This window comes from Flavobacterium hiemivividum (assembly GCF_004349145.1).
Taxonomy (GTDB): Bacteria; Bacteroidota; Bacteroidia; order Flavobacteriales; family Flavobacteriaceae; genus Flavobacterium; species Flavobacterium hiemivividum.
In genome coordinates this window covers 21,388-42,236 of record NZ_SMFO01000018.1, presented here as the reverse complement: position 1 = coordinate 42,236, position 20,849 = coordinate 21,388, and the positions used below count along the sequence as shown (strand labels likewise).

Sequence of the window (20,849 nt, the reverse complement as noted above, 5' to 3'; positions counted from 1 at the left end):
AGTAATGATTTGTTTTAAGTCCATAGGATCAAGTTTATTAGCCATATCGTACTGTTTTAGATAACAACAAGATAGTAGCTGATTTTGATCTTTCAAAGTGGCACAAATCGAACCGGAATACCATGATTTATTAGTCAAGTGACACAAATTGAACCAAAATAGTGGCACAAATCGAACCGGAATACTGTGACTTTTTAGTCAAGTGGCACAAATCGAACCGAAATAGTGGCACAAATTGACCGAAATGGGTGGCACGGTCTAACCGAAATCAGTGGCACAAATCGAACCGAGATATCCAAATACTTGACCGCATAAATGAAAGCGATAGAAAAGAGATTTTAAATCAAATTTTTACAGAAAAATGTACTTCGAATGATTATTATAACTATGAATTGTTGGTTTTAATAATTGATCTTTTTAAACAATATGAAATATCAATAAATTATAATATCGTTCAAGAAGATTTGTTGCTAAGGTTATGGGAAAATAAAATTATTAACTATTTCCCTTTTGAATCCATATATAACAATTTAATCAGCTTCAAAAATTACTATTATAGTACCAATAGTGCAGATGAAAAATCAAAATATTTTTCTAAGGCTTCTGCTTACATAGATAAAATCACTAATGCTGATTTTAAAAATATTCTGGCTAAAACTCATTTTGAAAAAGATACCATTAATGAAAAAGATACTTTTCAAACTGTTACATTTTTTATTGATCTTATTTCTGACATCGAAACTAAAAATGAATATATAGCTGAAATCTCCAATAAAGCTGACAGTTATTACAAATTGCAATTATTTATTTTAGACTACACCTATGACATTGATTATAATGACGTTGTAATCTACACTGGTTTACTTTCGTCCACAGCGCAGAAATTATTTTTCAAAAAAACAATCAAATTGATCGCCGAGAAAAAACTGCAACTCACAATCGAGGACCTTCAAAAAATCACAACAATTGACTATCAAACTAGTGAGTATGCCAAAGAAATAGATGGAGTTGGTTTAGATTTTACATTGAGTGTCATCCTAAAAATCATAGTAGATCTTAAAAACGGGACTTCAACATCAAGAAATACCGTTTTTGACATTGTCGCTTCATATGTAAAAAGACCAAAGGATTTACTTGTAATAGATGGTTTCTTTGAAAAATGCACTGGTAAAACTATTATCGAAAAACTCGATAACACCATTAATCCTGAAACCAAAGAGGTAGCAGAACATTATATAACAATTAAAAAAGAAAAATTCTTACCGAGATTTTCAACGTATTGCGATGGTGTAAAGGCAACTATAAAAGGAACAGAAACACCTGCTCTTTGTAAAAAATCAGGATTTGAATTTTGGTGGTGTGAAAATAGTCAATGCTTTGATCCATGTAGGACGAAACACAATAGCAATGAATGGAGACAGTATACTTTAGAAGATATTTTGAGGGTATTACAGATTCCTTTCAACGAAGGACAATATGAAATAATGTTAAATGTGATTAACCGTGTTAATCGATTTTTGTCTCATTTATCATGTAAAAAATGTAATTCTATTCTAAAACCGAAAGGAAAATCAAATTATGCATTTTATGGGGTTACTCATTTTTCTTGTAAGAACGTAGATTGCACAGAGATAGACAAGGATATATACCTTTCACATTGTTTGAATGGTAAATGTGAAGATATTATTGACAGCCGTGATTCCGTAAAATGCAAGACGCATGGTTATGGAGAAGAATGCGGCTGGTACATTTGTAAAAATTGCAATGCTTGCTGTAGTTCAGAAAAACTGGTGGCTCGAAAATCATATCTTGAAAAATTTGGACAAGAATATAAATGTCATATTGAGGGACACCGAAATAGAGGAATACTCTGCTGCAGTGATTGCGGTACAGAAATGATCGAGCCTAAAGTGAATTCAGATTTATATGTTAAACAGCTAAATTGGTTTATAGAACACAAAGACAAGCATGTTAACATAACAAAATATGGCCAAAGACCGAAAGACAATAAGTGGTGGTTTATTTGGAGAAGAGGTCAGTTTAGTTATGATGAGTACAGGAACCATTTGGAAGGACTTATAAAATCAGGCTTTAATATACCTGATTTTAATGATAAAATGAAAGACAGCCAACTAATTGCAGAACCCTTCGAAGAAACAAAATTTTCAAGTGGTACTACCTTTGTCTGCCCAGAATGTGACAACCGATTTGATTTAAATACGTTCAATTTTACAAGAAAGAATGCAATTCAATCTTTTCATAACGTCTTATTTAAACATATTGAAATTTAAGTAGTATTTTAGTCGCATAATTAAATTCTCATGCAAAGTAACTTCATTTTTCTCCAAAACGAATTTCCCGAAATCTATCGTGAAATTCAAGAAGCCGAAAAACACACCTTTACGGCTCCTCGTTATGCAGCGCTATTGTGCAGAAGCACCTTGGAGAAAGCTATGTTTTGGTTGTACAAAAATGATGAAGATTTAGAGCTCCCATATGACACCAAGTTAGGGGCCTTACTCCACAACGAAAGTTTCAAAAACATACTCAAACCAAGTATGTTGATGGAATTGGATATCATACGCCTGAACGGAAATAATGCTGCACACGGTAAGACGGTAAAAGCATTAGATGCATTACAATCCTTAAAAAACAGCTTTCGCTTTCTGACTTTTCTCAGCAAATATTACAGCGAAAACAATCCTGAAATTCCTCTTTTTGACGAGAGAGTAATTCCCTACGGAGATACTAACGATAAAACTAGCAAACAACTGCAAGCACTAGCAGAAAAACTAGAATTAGAACGTGCAGAAGCTCAAAAAACATTAAAACTACAAGTAAAACTAGCAGAAGAGAATAAATCCCTACGCAAGCAATTAGACGAGCAAGAGCAAATCATTGCAGAGCGTAAAGAAGTTCGTTTTCAAGAAATAACAGTTGAACAGGCTATTCCTGAATTAACTTCTGAACACGAAACCCGACTTATTTTAATTGATTTATTATTAAGAGAAGCGGGTTGGGATAAACTCCAACAAGGTAGAGATGTTGAATTCGAGGTATTTGGAATGCCTTTAACTACTAATCCGTCCGGCAAAGGTTTTGTAGATTATGTATTATGGGGTGATAACGGCTTGCCACTAGCAGTAGTTGAAGCTAAAAGTACTATTCATAATGCGTCCAAAGGAAAACATCAAGCCAGTCTATATGCAGATTGTTTAGAAAAAAGTACAGGCCAACGGCCCATTATTTTTTACAGTAATGGATTTGAAACACACCTTTGGGACAATACATTTTATCCTGACCGTAAAGTACAAGGTTTTTATACCAAAGAAGAGCTGCAACTTCTTGTAGATAGACGTCGTGACCGCAAAGATCTAAGAGATTTTGATGTCAATAAGGCTATTGCTGGAAGATATTACCAACTAGAAGCTATTCAACGCGTAGCTGAAAGTCTAGTGACGACATATCAAAATCAACTAAAAGGAAAAAATAGAAAAGCGTTACTGGTTATGGCAACTGGTAGTGGTAAAACAAGAACAGCAGCAGCAATCGTGGATATGTTTACCAAATGTAATTGGGCTAAAAGAATCTTGTTTCTAGCTGATAGAAATGCATTGGTAACACAAGCTAAAAATGCCTTTAAGGAACATTTACCACATCTATCAGCAATTGACTTAACCAAGGAAAAAGAGGATAATGGTACCAGAGTAGTCTTCTCTACTTACAAGACCATTCTAAATAAAATTGACAACCTTAAGAAGGAAGACGAACGCTTTTATGGTGTGGGCCATTTTGATATCATAATCATTGACGAAGCCCACCGTTCAGTTTATTCAAAATACCAATCTATTTTTACGTATTTTGATAGTCTCCTCATTGGCTTAACAGCTACCCCAAAAAAAGATATTGACCACAATACTTATGCACTTTTTGAAATTGAAGATGATAATCCAACCTATGCCTACGAATTAAACAAGGCAGTAGCAGATAAATTTCTAAAACCACCTAAAGCATTCAAAATACCCTTAAAGTTCCCTAGAGAAGGAATAGTATATGATGATCTTTCAGAAGGAGATAAAACAAGATTTAGAGAGATTTTCGGGGTTCAATTTGGTGATGAAAATATAGTTGAGAAAGTAAATAAAAGTCAAATAAACTCCTGGTTATATAACGATGACACCATCGATAGGGTACTCGATTATTTGATGACTAATGGCCAAAAAATAGAAGGCGGTGACAAAATAGGTAAGTCAATTATTTTTGCAAAAAACCATAAACATGCAGCTTTTATTGAAGAACGTTTCAATAAAAACTACCCTCAATATGTCGGTGAATTCCTTAGAGTTATTGATAATTACGAAGATAAGGCTCAGGATCTATTGGAAAAGTTTTGTTTCGATAAGGGAGAAGAAAAAGACCCCCAAATAGCAGTCTCAGTAGATATGATGGACACAGGTGTTGATGCACCTCGAGTATTAAATTTGATTTTTTTCAAAGAAGTAAAATCATTTTCAAAGTACTGGCAGATGATTGGCCGAGGGACTCGTCTATGTCCTGATATTTTTGAACCGGGAGTCGACAAAGAATATTTTTTAATTTTTGATTTCTGTGGTAATTTTGAATATTTCGGTGATAATCCGGATGGTGAAATACAAAAAACCAGTCTTCCACTATCACAACAAACATTCAATACCAAACTCGACATTGTAATGGCCGTTCGCTTATTACAAAACCCTACAGACGAGCAAGAGAAAATCCAAGTTCAATACACGGATGATTTGCATCAATTGGTAGATGATTTAGATGACAGTCGTTTTGAAGTGCGCAAACATTGGCGTTATGTTTTGGAGTATAAAAATAGAGCACGATGGAACAACTTGTTGCAAGGTGATATACTCAACATTCAAAGCAACTTATCTCATCTAATAGATTACAACCAAGATAAAGATGAATTTGCAAAACGATTTGATTTATTGGTTTATAAATTGCAACTGGCCTTGGTTACAGGAAATAAAGCCCAAGTAAAACATATTGATAATATTTTCAATATTGCAAATATGTTATTCACCAAGCGAAATATTCCTGCAGTGCAAGCCAAGCTTTCAACCATAAAGAAACTACAAAACGAACAATTTTGGAGTACAGTTAATGCAGAGAATCTAGAAGAAATTCGTCAAGACATACGTGATTTAGTGCAGTTTCTAAAAGACGAAAAGAAACTAGATCCTATTTATACCTCATTTAGTGATGAACTCGATTTAGATGCCGTAGAAGAAATTGACATAATAGCTTCATACACTAGTTTACAGAGTTACAAAGACCGGGTAGAAGCCTTTATCAGAAAAAACAAATCACATTTGGTAATTGATAAACTATACAAGAATTTACCTATTACCGAAAAAGAAATAGGCGTTTTAGAGCAATTTCTAATTAATGAAGCCTTGGAGAGTAAAGATAAATTTGCTCAAGAATATGGAGACCAGCCGTTAGGTAAATTTATTCGCAATATTGTTGGATTAGATATTGAAGTGTCAAATCAGTTATTTGCAGACTTTATTTCGAAGGGAAATTTAAACGCTAATCAAATCACATTCATTAAAAAAATCATCACTTACCTTAATCAGAAAGGATTTATTGAAAAGGAATTATTGACTCAATCTCCCTTTAACGAGCAACACGATCAGGGTATTTTCGGAATTTTTCCAGAAGAAGATAAAGCAGTAAAAATCATTAAGGTGATCAATCAAGTCAACGAAAATGCAATGTTTGCTTAATAATTCTCTAACCCTTTTAATAAACGTAATTTTATCTTGTCTTGCAAATGTTGAGGTTCTATGACCTTTACGCTTTCACCATAGGACAAAATCAATCGCTCTAATTCGTAGTTAGGCATCACTTTAATCTTCAACTCTAAAGTAAATTCATCAATCCATTTATGCTTTTGGGTTTCGTGTATCGATTTATTCTCCATGTACTTTCCAGTCAATTGGTTAAAATGTAACACGACATCTTCTAAAACAGCATTTACTCCTTTACTAACTCCTATCATGTCCGAAAAATAGTCTTGCCAATCAATAATTTCATTAACTACAAAAGGCACAGAGCACGGTATTACAGACACTATTCTATCAATAGCTACATTCCAGTCCCATTTATAACTTTCGGGATGGAAACCAAACAAAAACCACCGATTATTATACTCTTTTAGATAATAGGGGTGAAAAATATAAGTATAAGGTTCTTCTGTTTTAAAGTCTTTATAGGTGATTTCTAAAGGAGTTTTATTTTGCACGGCATTATACAGTGTACTAAAATATTCAATGCCTTTTAAATCTTGGGAACTGTCAAAACCAATAAACGGTTTCTCATTAGTTGATACTTTTAAATCAGTTTTCAATTTTGCTATAATCTCCTGAATTCCTTCAAACTGTGGCATACCCTCAAATTGTGAAAGCACCTGTATAGCTGACTGGAACTGATCCATTTCTACCTCATTTAACGGAGCATTATTGATAGAATAATTTAAATCTTCATACCGATAAATCCTTTTTTTACCCTCTTTTATATCATCCAGTTCAATACCCCATCCTTCCTCACTTTTCATAAAAGAAATATCATCTTGCAACTGACGAAGTTTAATACATTGGGTTTCATCATCAAACAAATCCAGTAGCTTTTCATTAACTGTCGCCAATAAAATATCAATAGTAAAATTCTTATAAGGATTTTTAAAACAGGCATCTAAAATTTTATAGCGAACAAGTGGCTTTTTTGTGACTGCCATAATATAAAATGATTTAATTTGGTTAGATTTGATACAATACTACGGAATATTTCTTACTATGCAGTAAAGCTGCGTAGATATAGATTTATTTTGCATTAAAATAAACAAAACATGATTAAGAAAATAGGTGTTGAGAATTTTAGAGTATTCAAAGAATTTACTGAATTTGAGATTAGACCTCTTACATTACTTGTTGGTCCAAACAATGCAGGAAAAAGTTCATTTACTAAACTATTACTGTTGTTAAAGAATGGGGTTTCCAAATTAAATTTTGAGGAAGGATTGCATAATTTGGAAAGTTTCGAAAAAGTCCTTAATTGGGAAAATGATAATAAGTTTTTAAAGATTCGATACGATAATCAATTGATTTTTTTGGATGACAGCTTTTTTGTTGATGTCCTTTATGCACCTTTTGGCACAAGTAATGAAATAGTTGCTTTTAATATTGCTAACAAAGAGGCTAGCTTGTTTTCCATCAATCTTACTTCTGATGTAGAAAATAAAAATACTATTTATCGTTTGAATTTGAATATTGATTTAATGATGAATTTACTTTACCATAATGAAAAAACTAATTTTTCAAAGGTAAGTGACAATCGAGAGCTTTATATACCAGGTGCTCCTGAAATCGGTGAGTTAGGAGGTTCAGTGAAAATTTATGAAGGTGATTTGTCAATCGAAAATTATGAAGAAATTTATAAGAGTATTGAGGGATATGGCTTTGAAGAAACTGATTTAGAGTACAATTCGCCAATTGGTAAAATCGTTTTAAAGCACGAAATTAGAAAATTGGAAAAAGATTTTTTACTTTATGATATTTTTATAAAAGGAATAAAAGCAACTCAATATCACAGAGAAGAAATTATTGAACAACAAAAATTAAAATTTTCAAAAGTTAATTTTTATTCTAATTACCCATTAATTTATCAATTAAGTAGCTGTTTAAATAACGCAAACGAACAGGTTAAACTCGAAATTAAAGATTATTTCTCAAAGTCTTTAAAGGAAGAAAATATTGAAATTAAAGAAACTAGATTGGGCAGGTTATTTTTAACCGAAAAATTATTTGAATCAGCAAGTGATAATTCTTATTTTAAAAATAAGAAGATAAATTACCAAAAAACTTTCTTTCAACAATTCGACAACTTTATGAAAGGTTTAGCTGAAGATTTTAATACTATAGAGTATCTTTCTGCAAATAGAGGGAGTCAGAAAAGAATTCTTAGTAATAAATCAGAAAATGATATTGACAAAATTGTATTAGACTTCTTCAATAAATCGGATAAAAATAGAATTTATCTCGAAAAGATATTTACTGTTTTAGAAATTCCGGGAAAGCTTACGGTTGAGCGCTTTGAAAATGTCATTTCAGTAGTTTATTTAACTGTCAATGACAAAAAAATAGCGTTATCTGATGTTGGATTTGGCTACTCACAACTAATTCCGATAATTTTAAAATTAGCAACGCTTTTACCTTCTATTCACAATCCTTCTAAAGTTTTTAATCCAGGTGAACATCAAGAAAATATTTACAAATCTAGAGAATATGGTGAAAATAAAACACTAATAATCGAAGAACCAGAAGCCAATTTACATCCTAGTTTACAATCAAAATTAGCGGATTTGTTAGTCGCTACTATAGAATATTATCCATATATCAATTTTGTTATAGAAACACATAGCGAATATCTAATCAGAAAACTACAATTTTTAACAGCTAATAAATCAGTTACAACAGATAAATCGATTATCTATTATTTCAATGCTGATAAGTATGTAACTGCAAATGAACCAAAAGTTAAACCTATCGAAATCAGAGCAAACGGAAATCTAAGCGATACGTTTGGTCCTGGATTTTATGATGAAACAAGCCGTTTGCAATTTGATTTAATGAAATTGAGCCAAGAACAAAACAATTAGTATGGAACTGTATATTGAAAAGGAGTTTTTGGATAATTTTTATCTCGAATTTGATGATAAAACAGCTTCTGCCTCACAAAAGATTGTAGCGACAATTCTAAAGGAATATGCAGAGGTAGAATGGTTTATTGATTGTACAATTGATTCTATTGAACAATTAGAATCATTGAAAAATGATAATCCATTTTTTCACGCTCGCAGTATCTACAGTAGTCCTATTACGGTGAGATCAATTAAAGAACATTTTTTTGAAAAATCTAAATGTGAGCAAACTTTAATTTTTGCTCAGGGCAATGAAGATTGGTTTAATACTGCTGAACTAAAAGGTGCAATGTGTTTTTCGTCAAAGAACTATAAAGCTAAAATAGAAAGTATTATCTATAGTTGTCATTTTAAGATTGATTTGAGCGATCAATTTAGGGGCTGGGAATTTTTAAGCAATCTAAAAAACATCCCTTTTAATAAAATTATGATTAATGACGGATATATCTTAGCTGATAAAAGCACACAAAAAATACAAGATAACTTGATCCCGATTTTACAAAATATAATAGGGAAAAATTACCAACAAAAGTCCGACTTAGAGATCTATACTAAAGATTTAAATCCTCTTCAGCCAGGAACTTTTGAGCAAATAAAGGACGAGGCAGATAAAAAATTGAGGCGATTAAATAGTGTATTTGCAAATTACCAATTAAAAATAAAAATTATATCAAACACTTTACAAAAAGGGAAGTATGATTTTCACGATAGATTAATTTACCTAAATTTTTTGATCATTGACAGTCCTAAAGGTTTTAATTTGATTCCATATAAAAAATCTAACTCTCAAGTTACAATAGAGACAATATTTGACAAATACACCTACAATCGTATTAAAAATCACAAAAAAATGCATGCCGATTATTTAGACAAAATTGTTAGCCTGCAAACTTTAGAGTTTAAACATACTTAACTCCTATAGAAACTGTCTTCATTGGTTCTAGCTTTTTTTTCTAATTGAATGGCAGCATATCTCTTGAATAATAGACTTTTAGGATAATAAATTTACTCCGCACCTACAATACATATATAGCTTTTTCCTTTGCGTAAGAATTAATTAAAAAAATTATGGAAAAGGCAATGATAATTTTAGACCATTTGCAATTCGATTGTCCAACAACTGAACAAAAACTAGATTAAACCGTTCAATAATAAATCGGTTGTTACTTACAATGCTTGAAGACTAGCTGTATTCCGCTGCATCCTTGAGTAAATCTTTTAATAATCCAATCGCCAAGATAATGATTCCAACAGAACGCAAAATGACTCAAGATATAATTATATAAACGATGAACAGCATAAGCATTAAAACGTACACAGCCCAGGCAACAATAGGATTGTACAAAGCATATTCAAACGAACCTATTACTTTGGGTGATTTTAAAAAAGTAGTGTTCCAATCCCAAGAAAAAATCAAAAAAGAGCTGGGTATAGCTTTAAGCATAAAACTTACGCCATGTGAAATTGTATTCTTAGGTCAGGAAGAACCATCGGTAACGCTTGATTTTATACAATATCCTAAATTTCCAACAACCGAAAAACTGCTGAAAAAAGCAATCCTGCAATTAGTACAATTGCTTATGGAAAGCTTGGATCAAATTAGAACGGTTATAGTATTTCCAGATGATACCATTTGCTTGGAAAAATCAGATGAGATAGATCCTAAAATTCAGTTGTAAAAAAAGAGAACTATGAAAAAGTTAATACTACACATTCCGCATTCCTCCACCATAATTCCGTCGCTACAAGGTTATGTCGTCGGGCAGGATATTCTCAATGCTGAAATAGAAAAGCTAACAGATTGGTATACCGATGAATTATTTAGCAATCCAACTGATGTCAGCGTAGTCGCTCCTTTCTCCCGTATCTTTTGCGACCCAGAGCGTTTCACGGATGACAGTCAGGAGGTAATGGCAAAGTTTGGCATGGGCGTGCTATACGAAACCCTCGACAGCGGCGACAAAATGCGCGAAGTGACGGCCCAAAACAGGGCATTCATTTTAGAAAATTTTTATGACCCACACCACAAAAAATTAAACAGTAGCGTGCTACAGCAGCTGCAACAAACTGAAAAAGCACTAGTAGTCGATTGCCATTCCTTTCCTTCAGTCCCTTTACAAAGAGCGTTGGTTCAAGATACGAACACCCCCGATTACAATATTGGCACCGATGCATTTCATACGCCTCAAAAATTAATCGATTTTTCGAAAGACTACTTTGAAAATTTAGGCTATTCATTAGGCATTGACACCCCTTATAGTGGCACTATAGTACCCATGGAACACTACCATAAAAACAAGAATGTGCAATCCGTTATGCTAGAAGTCAATCGCAGATTGTACCTCAACGAACCTTCCCATCAAAAATCAGAAAATTTTGAACATACAAAAAGTGTTGTACAAGGATTTTTAGCTGGTTTACGTAGTTTATAGAAGGTTCTAGTGAACTTGATTTTTTTTCGATACGAAGAATTCCACGTCGAAAAAAAATATCAAAACCAAAAGCTTGCTGTGCTAGAAAACGATACGTTTACAACGCACCAAATCTTTCGAAATCAAGTAAGCCGACAGAAAAACAAGAGTAAGCTTTACTTCTATATATTTTTTAAATTTCAAGATTAAAATAAAATTACAATTGCAAATAAGTAAAATATGGGAAACATAGTAGCAACCTTATGCCGCAGCTGCGGTTTTAAAAATGAATTTAGATTAGGCGGAGGTAGATTTAGCTATAAAACTAATTGCCCAGTTCCTGCTATTAACAAGGAAACTCTAGAATTCGAAAATGTCAATCATTACGAACATAAAGATTCAGGGAAATATTTATTTTATTCCGATGATGATTTAAAAGGGGATAATTACAATGATAAAAGATTCAGTAATTTTGATCTATATTTTAATGAAGAAGGAAATTACTGTCCCAGTTGCAAAGCCAAAAAACTAGCATTCCGTATCACAATGTATGTAGATTAGTTGATTTGATTATCTCATTCAGGGAAATAAAATCCACGGCTAGTTCAAGTATTCATAAACTCGCTGTCATTCCGTTATGATTTTGAGTGCGAAGATTCCCAACTCAATAACAAAATGCAATACTTCTCGACATCGCGTTGAAAAAGATAATTACAAATACATTTACATATTATGATTAATATAATAAAGGCGATCTTAGTAGTTTGTACTTGCTTAATTACGTGCATAAACACCAGTTTGAGCATTTATTAACGAATAGTATTAAAAAAAAAACACTAATTTTGTATTGTGAAACAATCAGTTAACATAGCAACAATTTTTCCCAAACACTTATTTTGGGATATGGATCATAGTAAACTTAATCTCTCTAGAGACAAGGATATTATAATCCCAAGGGCTTTGTATGCTACCACTCCAGATACTTTTGAAACTGATATTCAAAAATTGGAAAGTTTATATTCTCATAAAATGATTGTTAAATACTTAAAACAAACAAAAGAGAACATAAGCAATAAAGTATGCCTATTGGTAGCCAAAAGATACAATGTTGAACCATTTCTTCGCTTCTCATTATAAGTTATGAAAGCAGTTTCTCCGGCAATATGCGAAATCATTTTAGAGTTACAAAACTTACAATCAATATCTAATTTTTCTTTAGGTGGTGGTACGAATTTAGCATTCCAATACAACCATCGAATTTCAGAGGATATAGATTTATTTTGTCCAAATATTATTGGAAAACAAGGTTTTAACAAAGTCATAGAGGACGTTAAGGAGTATTATGGTGCAAGAGCCAGAAACTTTGATGATCCTTGCGATATTAATGACCAATTCAGTTTTATTCGGTTTTTCATCGATACCAAGCAAGGCGAAACCATAAAAGTAGAGTTACTTCAAAACATGAAGAACCTTTACGATATTGAAATCAAAGATAATATCAAATTACTTTCCAAAAAAGATATTGGACTGTTTAAATTAATTAGTGCGGCAAACCGTTCAGCAAAAAAAGACATCTACGATTTAGATTTCATAACCGATGAAATTCCTTTAATCAATCTATTTCAAGAGTTAAAAGTGAAAACGCTTAAATTCAATACAGATGAAGACAAAACCATTTTTGATCTAAATAAAAATCTATCTCCAATAGAGTTTCCGGAATTACTATTACAATTTGATAACAGTACAGCTACCAGAAATTTGCCAATGCACAGTCACGATAACATTAGTATTATTGAGGGTAATAAAACTTGGATAGAAAGCAAAATAAGTTGGCGTTCCAAAGTCAGAAAACTATACAGCCATTTAGGGAAAGACTTCCCTGGTCCAGTCGGCACAAAAATCAAATAATAATCTAACAAATAAAATGTCAGATTTTTATAAAGATTTTACTTCCAAAAGATCAACTATTTATAGAAAGATTTTAACACTCCCATAAGACAATTTAGCTAATCACATCACGAGCAAACAATAGGTCTCCCTCCGGTCGCTTCCTTTGTTCCGCTCGGCGGTTCCAGTCGGTGTACCCTGAACTCGTTTCAGGGTCTATAACGTGACTTTCTTCAGGATCCTCCTCCGTTCCACCGACGCAATACGGCCACAATAAAACAGCAGTCCCGCCCCAAAAGCGGGACAACTATTTTTTTGAGCCATATCGCTCCTCATCTCCACACGGTCGCTTCCTGCGTTCGGTCGGGCTACCATAACCATAATACCGCTTCATTTCGTTTACCCTGATAAAAATCAGGGTCTACTCCATTCCAGCCGTATTATAGTTATAGCCCTCCGTTTTTTCAGCGGTTGCTCCTTCGCTCAGCCATCGGGTTTGGCTCCGTTCCGTGAAAAACGGCACTTTGCCCTAAATCAAGGTTTCCCGCTAAAAAAAGGCGGGAGAATTTTAATTTTTACCCGCCGTTACACGCTCTTAGCCGCTACGTTTCGCGCCAACTGCACACACAACTACTACTAATTGTCATCCCGCGCGGTGTCAAGGAACAGAACGATTCAAAGGGCACTCAACTCCCGCTTCTAAGGCGGCTGTTCGATTGCCGCAACCCCGCCACTGCGCTCCTCATCCGCAATAAAAGTTCCTTCTCGTCCAAAAGGACGAGACCACTTTTTATTGCTCCTTGCGGTGCTTGGGGGTGTTTGATTGCCTCTTAAACACGACTCATTTCCAAGAGAGAATCCAGAACAACCCTGCATTTTATCGAAAAGAAAGAGAAAAAAAGAGAGCAAAACTAGCGTCCATTCCTCACTCTCAGTCGGCTTCGAGCTGAAGTAATTTCAGCTTCTCAGCGCTCCGTTTCCGTTCGTCTTTTCCGCTTTAAGAACGGCTTTCTTTTTTTCTCTTTTTTCTTTTCGAAAAAATTTAAACAGAAAAAAAGGCCGAACCTAATCCAAATAACTACTCCGAACTTCATCATTAGAACACGCCAAAAAGACACTCATTACCAGAACAATACACAATATATCCTAAACAAAGGGATGAATAGCGATAAATGGAACGAAGTGGAATTCAGCAATTCCAAAAAAACAATAGAAAGGCATTGGTAAACCCCGAAAACAGTGAAACCGAAATCATCACATTTTAAACAAAAAAAAACCTAATCTTACGACTAGGCTTTCCTATAAAATTCAGTAAAGGTTACCACACGTAAACTGAATTCCTATTTTACTCTGAACTTGGTTTACTCTGAACTTGTTTCAGAGTCTCAGATTATTTTGAACTTGGTTTACTCTGAACTTGTTTCAGAGTCTCAGATTATTTTGAACTTGGTTTACTCTGAACTTGTTTCAGAGTCTCAGATTATTTTGAACTTGGTTTACTCTGAACTTGTTTCAGAGTCTCAGATTATTTTGAACTTGGTTTACTCTAAACTTGTTTCAGAGTCTCTATTTCTGATTCTTGGTCAACCATTTTAAAAAGAGCGAAACCAAAAAACTTGCTAGCGCTCCAACTACTGCTAAGATAATGGTTTTTACAATATCTTCCGAAAATATGTTGGGTGCAATACTCAACAAGGTTCCCGATGCGGTTCCGGTTTTTAAAGTTAAATTCGTTTCCATCTATCCCCTATTTTCTTCAGCATCTTTTCCATGCTTGTGATCTTCAACCGTCAATTGACTAACTGCCGATAGTATGCCGCCCACAACTCCCAAATAACCTGCAACGCTTACTATTACCACTGGCAATGCCAAGGGGGCAGCAACAATACTACTACTAATTCCTAGTAAAACCAAACCGACATTTCTCAAAATCCTAAAAAACTTCGGAGTGGGTGCCTTTGCTCTCTCAATTACATTCATAATTTTTCTATTTATTTTCTAACTTGTCATCCTGAGCGGAGTCGAAGGATTAGATTGAATAATGATTTTTACTTCTAAATTGCTTGCCAATAGCGGGAAAACTAAATCTCGTAACTTTTCCATAGCCAGGCGAGAATAGATCCCCTTCCCTATTCCAATGTGTTTCGTGACAGGAGCAATGCAGCCCAACAATTCCGTTTTCGCATCATTGGCCGGATGGATTAATATTAAATCTCTTGCCGGAACATGCAGCAAATGCAAATGCCATTTGAATTTTGGACTATGCCGCCGCTGTAAAACATATTCACCTTCAGGAACACAAGAAATGCGTCTTTGGTTTTCCAACCAAGGCAACTCGATGGTATAACAAACTAAGGTGCCGTTCCATTCTAAAATCCCTTGCGTTCCATCAGGAAAATACGTCCTATTTAACACCAGCAACATCTTACAATCCACTAACTTCCACTAAGGCCAATGGATTAAACGCTCCATTTTTCAATGGATACATCTGGCCATTAACTTCTTGGTAAAACTCAACTCCCAAAGCCAAAAACAAAGGTTTTGTACTGTTGGCAGTTACCGCATTACTATGACTGATTACCGCCGTGGCCGTCATATCCCAAGGAAGAATAACCGTTTCCGAACTACTGCTAACAAATGTTTCGGCTTCAAAATCAACTTCGGCACCAGCCGAAATAATTTTAAAGTGAGTCGTTCCACTTGGCGCTGCAATCATATTAGCCGGAATAAACGAGTCCAGGTCAACGCTAATATTCCCGGCCGTTCTGTTAATTACCCCCGCAAATGGCGCGAACAAACTTGTGCCAAGTTTCCCACGGATATTGAACTCAAAACCAGCGAGTAATTCGGCCTCACCATCAATCACATTTCGCATACCACGAATACTAACCAAATCCGCTTGAATCACTTTGACCATAGCCTGAGTCAGTCGACTTACCATTCTACCATCGGCAGAATTTAAAAGCAACGCTCTTAAAGCGGTTCTCAAAATCTTTCCAGCCTTCCCGGCTCTTCCAAACTCAGAATTGTTCTCACGCGTTCTTTGGAAAGCGGGATCACTTTTGATTCTGCTGGCTTCGATACCACCTTTTTTTCTGGCCAAATGCCCGTCTTGGGTTTTGTAAAAAGTAATATCCCCAATAGTACCTTTCAATTTAATTATGCCTTTCTGTCTTGCCATAATTCCTAAAATTTAAGTTTATAATTTGTTTTAAATTCGGCTTAATCCACCATCCGTTGCAACAATTCCGATGGATAGCCCAACAAATTTTAGCCAATTAAATCGCATTACAATCACTCCCCTATTCGAGATGTCACTATCAAACTTAAATGGCATAAAACGACTAAAATGGCACTAATAGATCTAAAATAAGCATCCGATAAAACTATATGCAAGAGCATAGAAAACCTGTCTAAAAATCTAAACTATATGTTTATACATATAATTTTGTATATTTGTTCTAATTGGATGTAAATACATATAATCATGATAACACTAGCAGACTTTGTAAAACAAAAAAGAAATGAAGTAAACCTGACTCAAGAAGCGTTTGCAGAACGCGCTGGAGTGGCACTAACTGTTATTCGAAAAATTGAACAAGGAAAAGAAAATCTGAATCTAGAGCGGGTAAACCAAGTATTAAAAATGTTCGGACACACCTTAGCCCCTGTTAATGCAAGAGAATTGACCCTGTCTGCCCGACAGTCAGACAAAATTAACGAATAATAAATATGAGAAAAGCAGCCATATTTTACAAAGAGTTATTAGCGGGAATCCTCACAGAAACAGATGAAGGAGATTACAACTTTCAATATGATGAAAAATACATCAAGGATTATCCAAAGCAGTTTCTAACGTTTACCATGCCAGTAAGCAACAAAAGATATACTGACAAACGACTATTTCCTTTTTTTGAGGGACTAATCCCTGAAGGCTGGTTATTGGATATCGCATCCAAAAACTGGAAAATCAATCCAAACGACCGAATGGGTTTACTGATGGCCTGTTGCCAAAATTGCATCGGAGCTGTTAGTGTTCAACCAATACCAGACGAAGATGAGTAAGAAATGCCTCTACTGCTATAAAATAGTAGACAATCAAATTATTGGTGAATTTCATGAGCAGTGCAGCTTAGATTTTTTTGGAACAAAAAAGCAACCTGCATTCGAACATACCCTGCAACAAATGACAGCGCTTGCATTAAACGTGGTAGAGCGAAGCGTAGCAGTACCAGGAGTACAGCCCAAGTTGTCGTTATCCATTGTAAATGACACAATCCAAGACGGAAATAAAGGACGTTTAACCGTTGTAGGTGCTTTGGGTGGTAATTATATTTTCAAACCGCCATCCGAACAATTTCACGAAATGCCGGCAAACGAACACCTAACCATGCGCATTGCAGAAGCTTTTGGTATCAATACCGTAAAGTCAAGCCTAATCCGACTACAATCTGGAGAGCTATCTTATATAACCAAACGAATCGATAGATCGGCAACAGGAGAAAAAATCCACATGCTTGACATGTTCCAGATCACTGAAGCTTTTGACAAATACAAAAGTTCGATGGAAAAAATAGGTAAAGCCATCAACGAATATTCTGATAATACCTTATTGGATAAAGTATATTTCTTGGAGTTAGCAATTTTCAGCTTCTTAACAGGAAATAACGACATGCATCTCAAGAACTTCTCGATGATAAACACAGGCGATACCTGGACATTAGCCCCTGCCTATGATCTTCTGAACGTAGCTATTGCAAATCCAGAAGACACCGAGGAACTAGCTTTAACATTAGATGGCAAAAAGAAAAAATTAAAATGGGAGCATTTCGAACGATTGGGAAAATCATTAGATTTAAACGATAAACAAATCAAAGGAATTGCAAAACGATTTCAGAAAAATAAACCTATCGCCATCCAATGGATCAATACCTCTTTCCTATCCGATGAATACAAAGAAAAATATAAAATCTTGCTAGAAGAGAGATACACTACCCTATTCTTATAAACACCTTAAAATCAATTACTTTTTTTGAACGTGCAAACTTAGCCTACACAGAAAGTTAAGAAATAATCTTAATTTTAGCCTATGAAAGAAGTCCGCAAAATTTATGACAAAGCTTTTAAAGAAAAAGCCGTTCAATTGAGTTACGAGAGAACAAATGTATCGGAACTCGCCAGAGAGTTAGGAGTCACAGCACCACAGTTGTATAAATGGCGCAAAGAGCACGAGGAGTTTGGAGAAGGAAGTTTTCCTGGGAAAGGAAATTTAAAACTCACTCCCGAGCAAGAAAAAATCCACGAACTGGAGAAAAGACTCAAAGATGCCGAGTTAGAACGTGATATATTAAAAAAAGCAATCGGCATTTTTTCCAAGAGTGGTCGATGATTTATAGTTTCATTAAAAACAATGAACAAGTATTCCCGATTGAAAAAATGTGCAAAGTTCTACAAGTGAGTAGTGGAAGTTATTACCGATGGAAGAAACAAGTAATTACAGCAAGACGACAACTAAAAATTATCATAAAAGAAAAGATAACATTGATTTATTTTGCAGCGAAACAAAGATATGGAAGTCCTAGAATAACATTGGAATTACAGTATTTAGGTTATAAAGTTTCACGACCCGAGAGCTTTGCTCGAACAGGCGAAGCAATTACAGTTGCAAAATATTATGAAAGAACTTGGCTTAAGAAGCAAATTAAGCAAAAAGTTCAAAGTTACAACCAACTCAAATCATAATTATTTAGTTGTCGAAAATGTATTAAATAGAGAGTTTATTGTAAAAATGCCTTCAAAAGTTTGGGTTTCGGATATTACTTATATCCAAACTAAAGAGGGGTTTGTATACCTGACCACTATTATGGATTTATACGACAGAAAAATTATTGGTTGGAGTTTGAGTGACGCAATGAGTACAGAAGAAACTACGCTTGGAGCATGGAAAATGGCGGTTAAAAACCGAGATATTGATGAAGGTTTGATTTTTCATTCTGACCGAGGTGTCCAATATGCCAGTAAAAAGTTTGTAAATGTTCTTGATTCCTATAAAAAAATAACCCGCAGTATGAGTCGTAAAGGAAAGTGCTGGGATAATGCTGTGGCGGAAAGCTTCTTCAAATCTTTGAAAACGGAATTGATTTATGGGAACAAACTGATTTCTAAAGAACAAATGAAACTGGAGATTTTTGAATACATTGAAATTTGGTACAACAGAAAAAGGAGACACTCTGCTTTGAATTATGCAACTATTGAAGAATTTAACAATCAAATTAATTACAAAAATGTAGCTTAACTTATACTGCAGGTTTTATTTGCATATCCAGTCCGTGCACAAGCTGCTAATGAATGGATTTATATAGACAATATATATTTTTGCGGAGAGATTCCTGTACTGCTTTTAAAACTGGTAAAAAAAGGATTATAGGATGCAAATCCTACTTCTTTTGCCAATGATTCTATCGTATTTGTTTTTAAATAGTTTGATTCAATCAATAGAATCGAACGATGAATTCGGATTTTCTTTTTATAGTCTGAAAACGAGATTTTAGAATGATATTTATACAGATAATTTACATGGCTGTTTGGGATATTTAATTTTATTGCTAAATCATTCATTGAAAATTTCGATTCTTTAAACAATTCAAAATCTAAAGTAATTTTCTCGATTTCACTAATATAGCGTGCAATATTGGGATCTATTTTTTCTTTTAGCTTGCTATCTTGAATATTTTTTTGGTCTTTGTTAGATTCAAGAATCCAATCAGTATCGAATGGCAAATTAAAGGTAGCGGATTCTTTTAGGGGATTATTAGAAATAGTATATCCATAAAGTATTTCAGGAGAAATTAAGACTTTAAAAAAGGTCAGTATCCATACTATCGCACCAAGCCACTGAAAACGTTCGCCAGCAACAAAACCAGTGCGATTGTCTTCTAAAAATAGAGCCATAAAAAGTTTGATCGAAATAATTAGTAAGATGAAAAATAAAAAAAGAGTCCATTTTTTAATTAAGCTAGCGTATTTACCATCAATTATGGCTTTGTCTTTTTGGGTCCAAACATTCTTATTTAAGATGTAGTAAGCCAGAAAACAATAGCTTATATTATACAGAAATAAAACGAAAAAGGTAGAGAAATAAAAAAAAGAAGGAAGTACCTTATTTGTACTAACGATGGATATATTTAGGGCCAAAAACACGATCGGAAAAACAAAATGGACAAGATCTTTCTTTATAAATGACTTCTGATTGGCAATCAAATTTTTAAAATACAAATAATAACTGGGAATGATCAGTATAAGAAACTTGTTGTAATTAATATAATGTTCTTTTAAAAAACCTAAATAACCAAAGGATAAAAATCCATTTAATAAAAAACGAATTGAAATTAAAACAAAAATCAACGTTAAATAAAAATTCATCATTCTATTTACCCTGTAGTTTGACAGCGTTATGATTACGGTGAGAATACCAAATATACCGGTGATGATGAAAAGTAAGTTTACAATCAAAATTTATATTTTTTGAAATGAAATTAAAAAGCAATTTTTATTGCAGTTGTTACTATGCAAAAATATAAATATATATAGTAGTAATTCCATCTTTTGGGTCACAAAAAAATTAAAAATTAACTAATTTTTTTTCAACCAACGGTAAAACAATCTTTTTGGGATTTCTAACCTATTTTCTATTTCGGAATATTCTTACTTAAATAGTTACTAAAAACTAAAAAACACTTACTATTTCTCTTTATTCATGTATTTTATCGGATTTATATTGTCAGACATCGATGTTTTTATTTTAT

19 protein-coding genes and 1 pseudogene are annotated in these 20,849 nt (G+C 33.8%); 13 read left to right on the top strand and 7 right to left on the bottom strand.

From position 1 onward, the window contains the following. The first annotated feature begins 248 nt into the window (after positions 1-248). Together E0F98_RS15445 and E0F98_RS15440 are read left to right on the top strand one after the other, a co-directional pair. Positions 249-2,291: a head-tail connector protein gene (locus tag E0F98_RS15445; protein WP_132113071.1), complete on the top strand. Its 2,043-nt coding sequence runs from the start codon at positions 249-251 to the stop codon at positions 2,289-2,291. Between the two features lie 30 nt (positions 2,292-2,321). Continuing rightward, complete coding sequence (locus E0F98_RS15440; protein ID WP_132113069.1) at positions 2,322-5,774, top strand: DEAD/DEAH box helicase family protein; 3,453 nt, start codon at positions 2,322-2,324, stop codon at positions 5,772-5,774. Here E0F98_RS15440 and E0F98_RS15435 read toward each other — a convergent pair. Then, the gene (locus E0F98_RS15435; RefSeq protein ID WP_132113067.1) at positions 5,771-6,784 is read right to left on the bottom strand and encodes a helix-turn-helix transcriptional regulator; all 1,014 of its coding nucleotides are present in this window, start codon (positions 6,782-6,784) and stop codon (positions 5,771-5,773) included. The two genes, E0F98_RS15440 and E0F98_RS15435, sit on opposite strands and share 4 nt — an antisense overlap. 111 nt (positions 6,785-6,895) lie before the next feature. On the opposite strand from E0F98_RS15435, the gene E0F98_RS15430 reads away from it, so the two are divergent. The 7 genes from E0F98_RS15430 to E0F98_RS15400 all read left to right on the top strand — a co-directional run bounded on the left by E0F98_RS15430 (position 6,896) and on the right by E0F98_RS15400 (position 13,065). Continuing rightward, a complete protein-coding gene (locus E0F98_RS15430) occupies positions 6,896-8,704 on the top strand; it encodes a DUF3696 domain-containing protein (RefSeq protein ID WP_132113065.1) in 1,809 nt (602 codons plus the stop codon). A gap of 1 nt (position 8,705) precedes the next feature. Next, the gene (locus E0F98_RS15425; protein ID WP_132113063.1) at positions 8,706-9,659 is read left to right on the top strand and encodes a hypothetical protein; all 954 of its coding nucleotides are present in this window, start codon (positions 8,706-8,708) and stop codon (positions 9,657-9,659) included. A 376-nt stretch (positions 9,660-10,035) separates the two neighbouring features. Continuing rightward, complete coding sequence (locus E0F98_RS15420; protein WP_132113061.1) at positions 10,036-10,425, top strand: hypothetical protein; 390 nt, start codon at positions 10,036-10,038, stop codon at positions 10,423-10,425. Between the two features lie 12 nt (positions 10,426-10,437). Further along, a complete protein-coding gene (locus tag E0F98_RS15415; protein WP_132113059.1) occupies positions 10,438-11,178 on the top strand; it encodes an N-formylglutamate amidohydrolase in 741 nt (246 codons plus the stop codon). A 219-nt stretch (positions 11,179-11,397) separates the two neighbouring features. Beyond that, positions 11,398-11,718: a hypothetical protein gene (locus E0F98_RS15410; RefSeq protein ID WP_132113057.1), complete on the top strand. Its 321-nt coding sequence runs from the start codon at positions 11,398-11,400 to the stop codon at positions 11,716-11,718. Between the two features lie 288 nt (positions 11,719-12,006). Next, complete coding sequence (locus tag E0F98_RS15405) at positions 12,007-12,294, top strand: DUF6922 domain-containing protein (RefSeq protein WP_165929339.1); 288 nt, start codon at positions 12,007-12,009, stop codon at positions 12,292-12,294. A gap of 3 nt (positions 12,295-12,297) precedes the next feature. After that, positions 12,298-13,065, top strand: coding sequence for a nucleotidyl transferase AbiEii/AbiGii toxin family protein (locus E0F98_RS15400; RefSeq protein WP_132113054.1), 768 nt, complete (start codon positions 12,298-12,300; stop codon positions 13,063-13,065). Positions 13,066-13,743: 678 nt separating this feature from the next. Here the strand turns inward: E0F98_RS15400 and E0F98_RS16100 are convergent. The 5 genes from E0F98_RS16100 to E0F98_RS15385 all read right to left on the bottom strand — a co-directional run bounded on the left by E0F98_RS16100 (position 13,744) and on the right by E0F98_RS15385 (position 16,225). Continuing rightward, entirely contained in the window at positions 13,744-13,920 is a 177-nt protein-coding gene (locus tag E0F98_RS16100; RefSeq protein ID WP_165929338.1) for a hypothetical protein, read from the bottom strand. 690 nt (positions 13,921-14,610) lie between these two features. Further along, the gene (locus E0F98_RS16095) at positions 14,611-14,784 is read right to left on the bottom strand and encodes a hypothetical protein (RefSeq protein WP_165929337.1); all 174 of its coding nucleotides are present in this window, start codon (positions 14,782-14,784) and stop codon (positions 14,611-14,613) included. Further along, entirely contained in the window at positions 14,785-15,024 is a 240-nt protein-coding gene (locus tag E0F98_RS15395) for a hypothetical protein (protein ID WP_132113052.1), read from the bottom strand. It lies immediately after the preceding gene. An 18-nt stretch (positions 15,025-15,042) separates the two neighbouring features. Then, the gene (locus E0F98_RS15390) at positions 15,043-15,468 is read right to left on the bottom strand and encodes a DUF5675 family protein (RefSeq protein WP_132113077.1); all 426 of its coding nucleotides are present in this window, start codon (positions 15,466-15,468) and stop codon (positions 15,043-15,045) included. 1 nt (position 15,469) lies between these two features. After that, positions 15,470-16,225: a hypothetical protein gene (locus E0F98_RS15385; protein ID WP_132113050.1), complete on the bottom strand. Its 756-nt coding sequence runs from the start codon at positions 16,223-16,225 to the stop codon at positions 15,470-15,472. Positions 16,226-16,531: 306 nt separating this feature from the next. Here E0F98_RS15385 and E0F98_RS15380 point away from each other — a divergent pair, with 306 nt between their 5' ends. The 4 genes and pseudogenes from E0F98_RS15380 to E0F98_RS15365 all read left to right on the top strand — a co-directional run bounded on the left by E0F98_RS15380 (position 16,532) and on the right by E0F98_RS15365 (position 19,339). After that, entirely contained in the window at positions 16,532-16,771 is a 240-nt protein-coding gene (locus tag E0F98_RS15380) for a helix-turn-helix domain-containing protein (RefSeq protein ID WP_132113048.1), read from the top strand. 5 nt (positions 16,772-16,776) lie between these two features. Then, complete coding sequence (locus E0F98_RS15375) at positions 16,777-17,109, top strand: HipA N-terminal domain-containing protein (RefSeq protein WP_132113046.1); 333 nt, start codon at positions 16,777-16,779, stop codon at positions 17,107-17,109. Continuing rightward, positions 17,102-18,052, top strand: coding sequence for a HipA domain-containing protein (locus E0F98_RS15370; RefSeq protein ID WP_132113044.1), 951 nt, complete (start codon positions 17,102-17,104; stop codon positions 18,050-18,052). The genes E0F98_RS15375 and E0F98_RS15370 overlap by 8 nt, the downstream gene beginning before the upstream one ends. Before the next feature lie 81 nt (positions 18,053-18,133). Further along, a pseudogene (locus tag E0F98_RS15365) lies at positions 18,134-19,339 on the top strand (IS3 family transposase). A gap of 59 nt (positions 19,340-19,398) precedes the next feature. On the opposite strand, the gene E0F98_RS16090 reads toward E0F98_RS15365, so the two are convergent. Beyond that, a complete protein-coding gene (locus tag E0F98_RS16090; RefSeq protein WP_165929336.1) occupies positions 19,399-19,995 on the bottom strand; it encodes a helix-turn-helix domain-containing protein in 597 nt (198 codons plus the stop codon). Positions 19,996-20,849 lie beyond the last annotated feature (854 nt).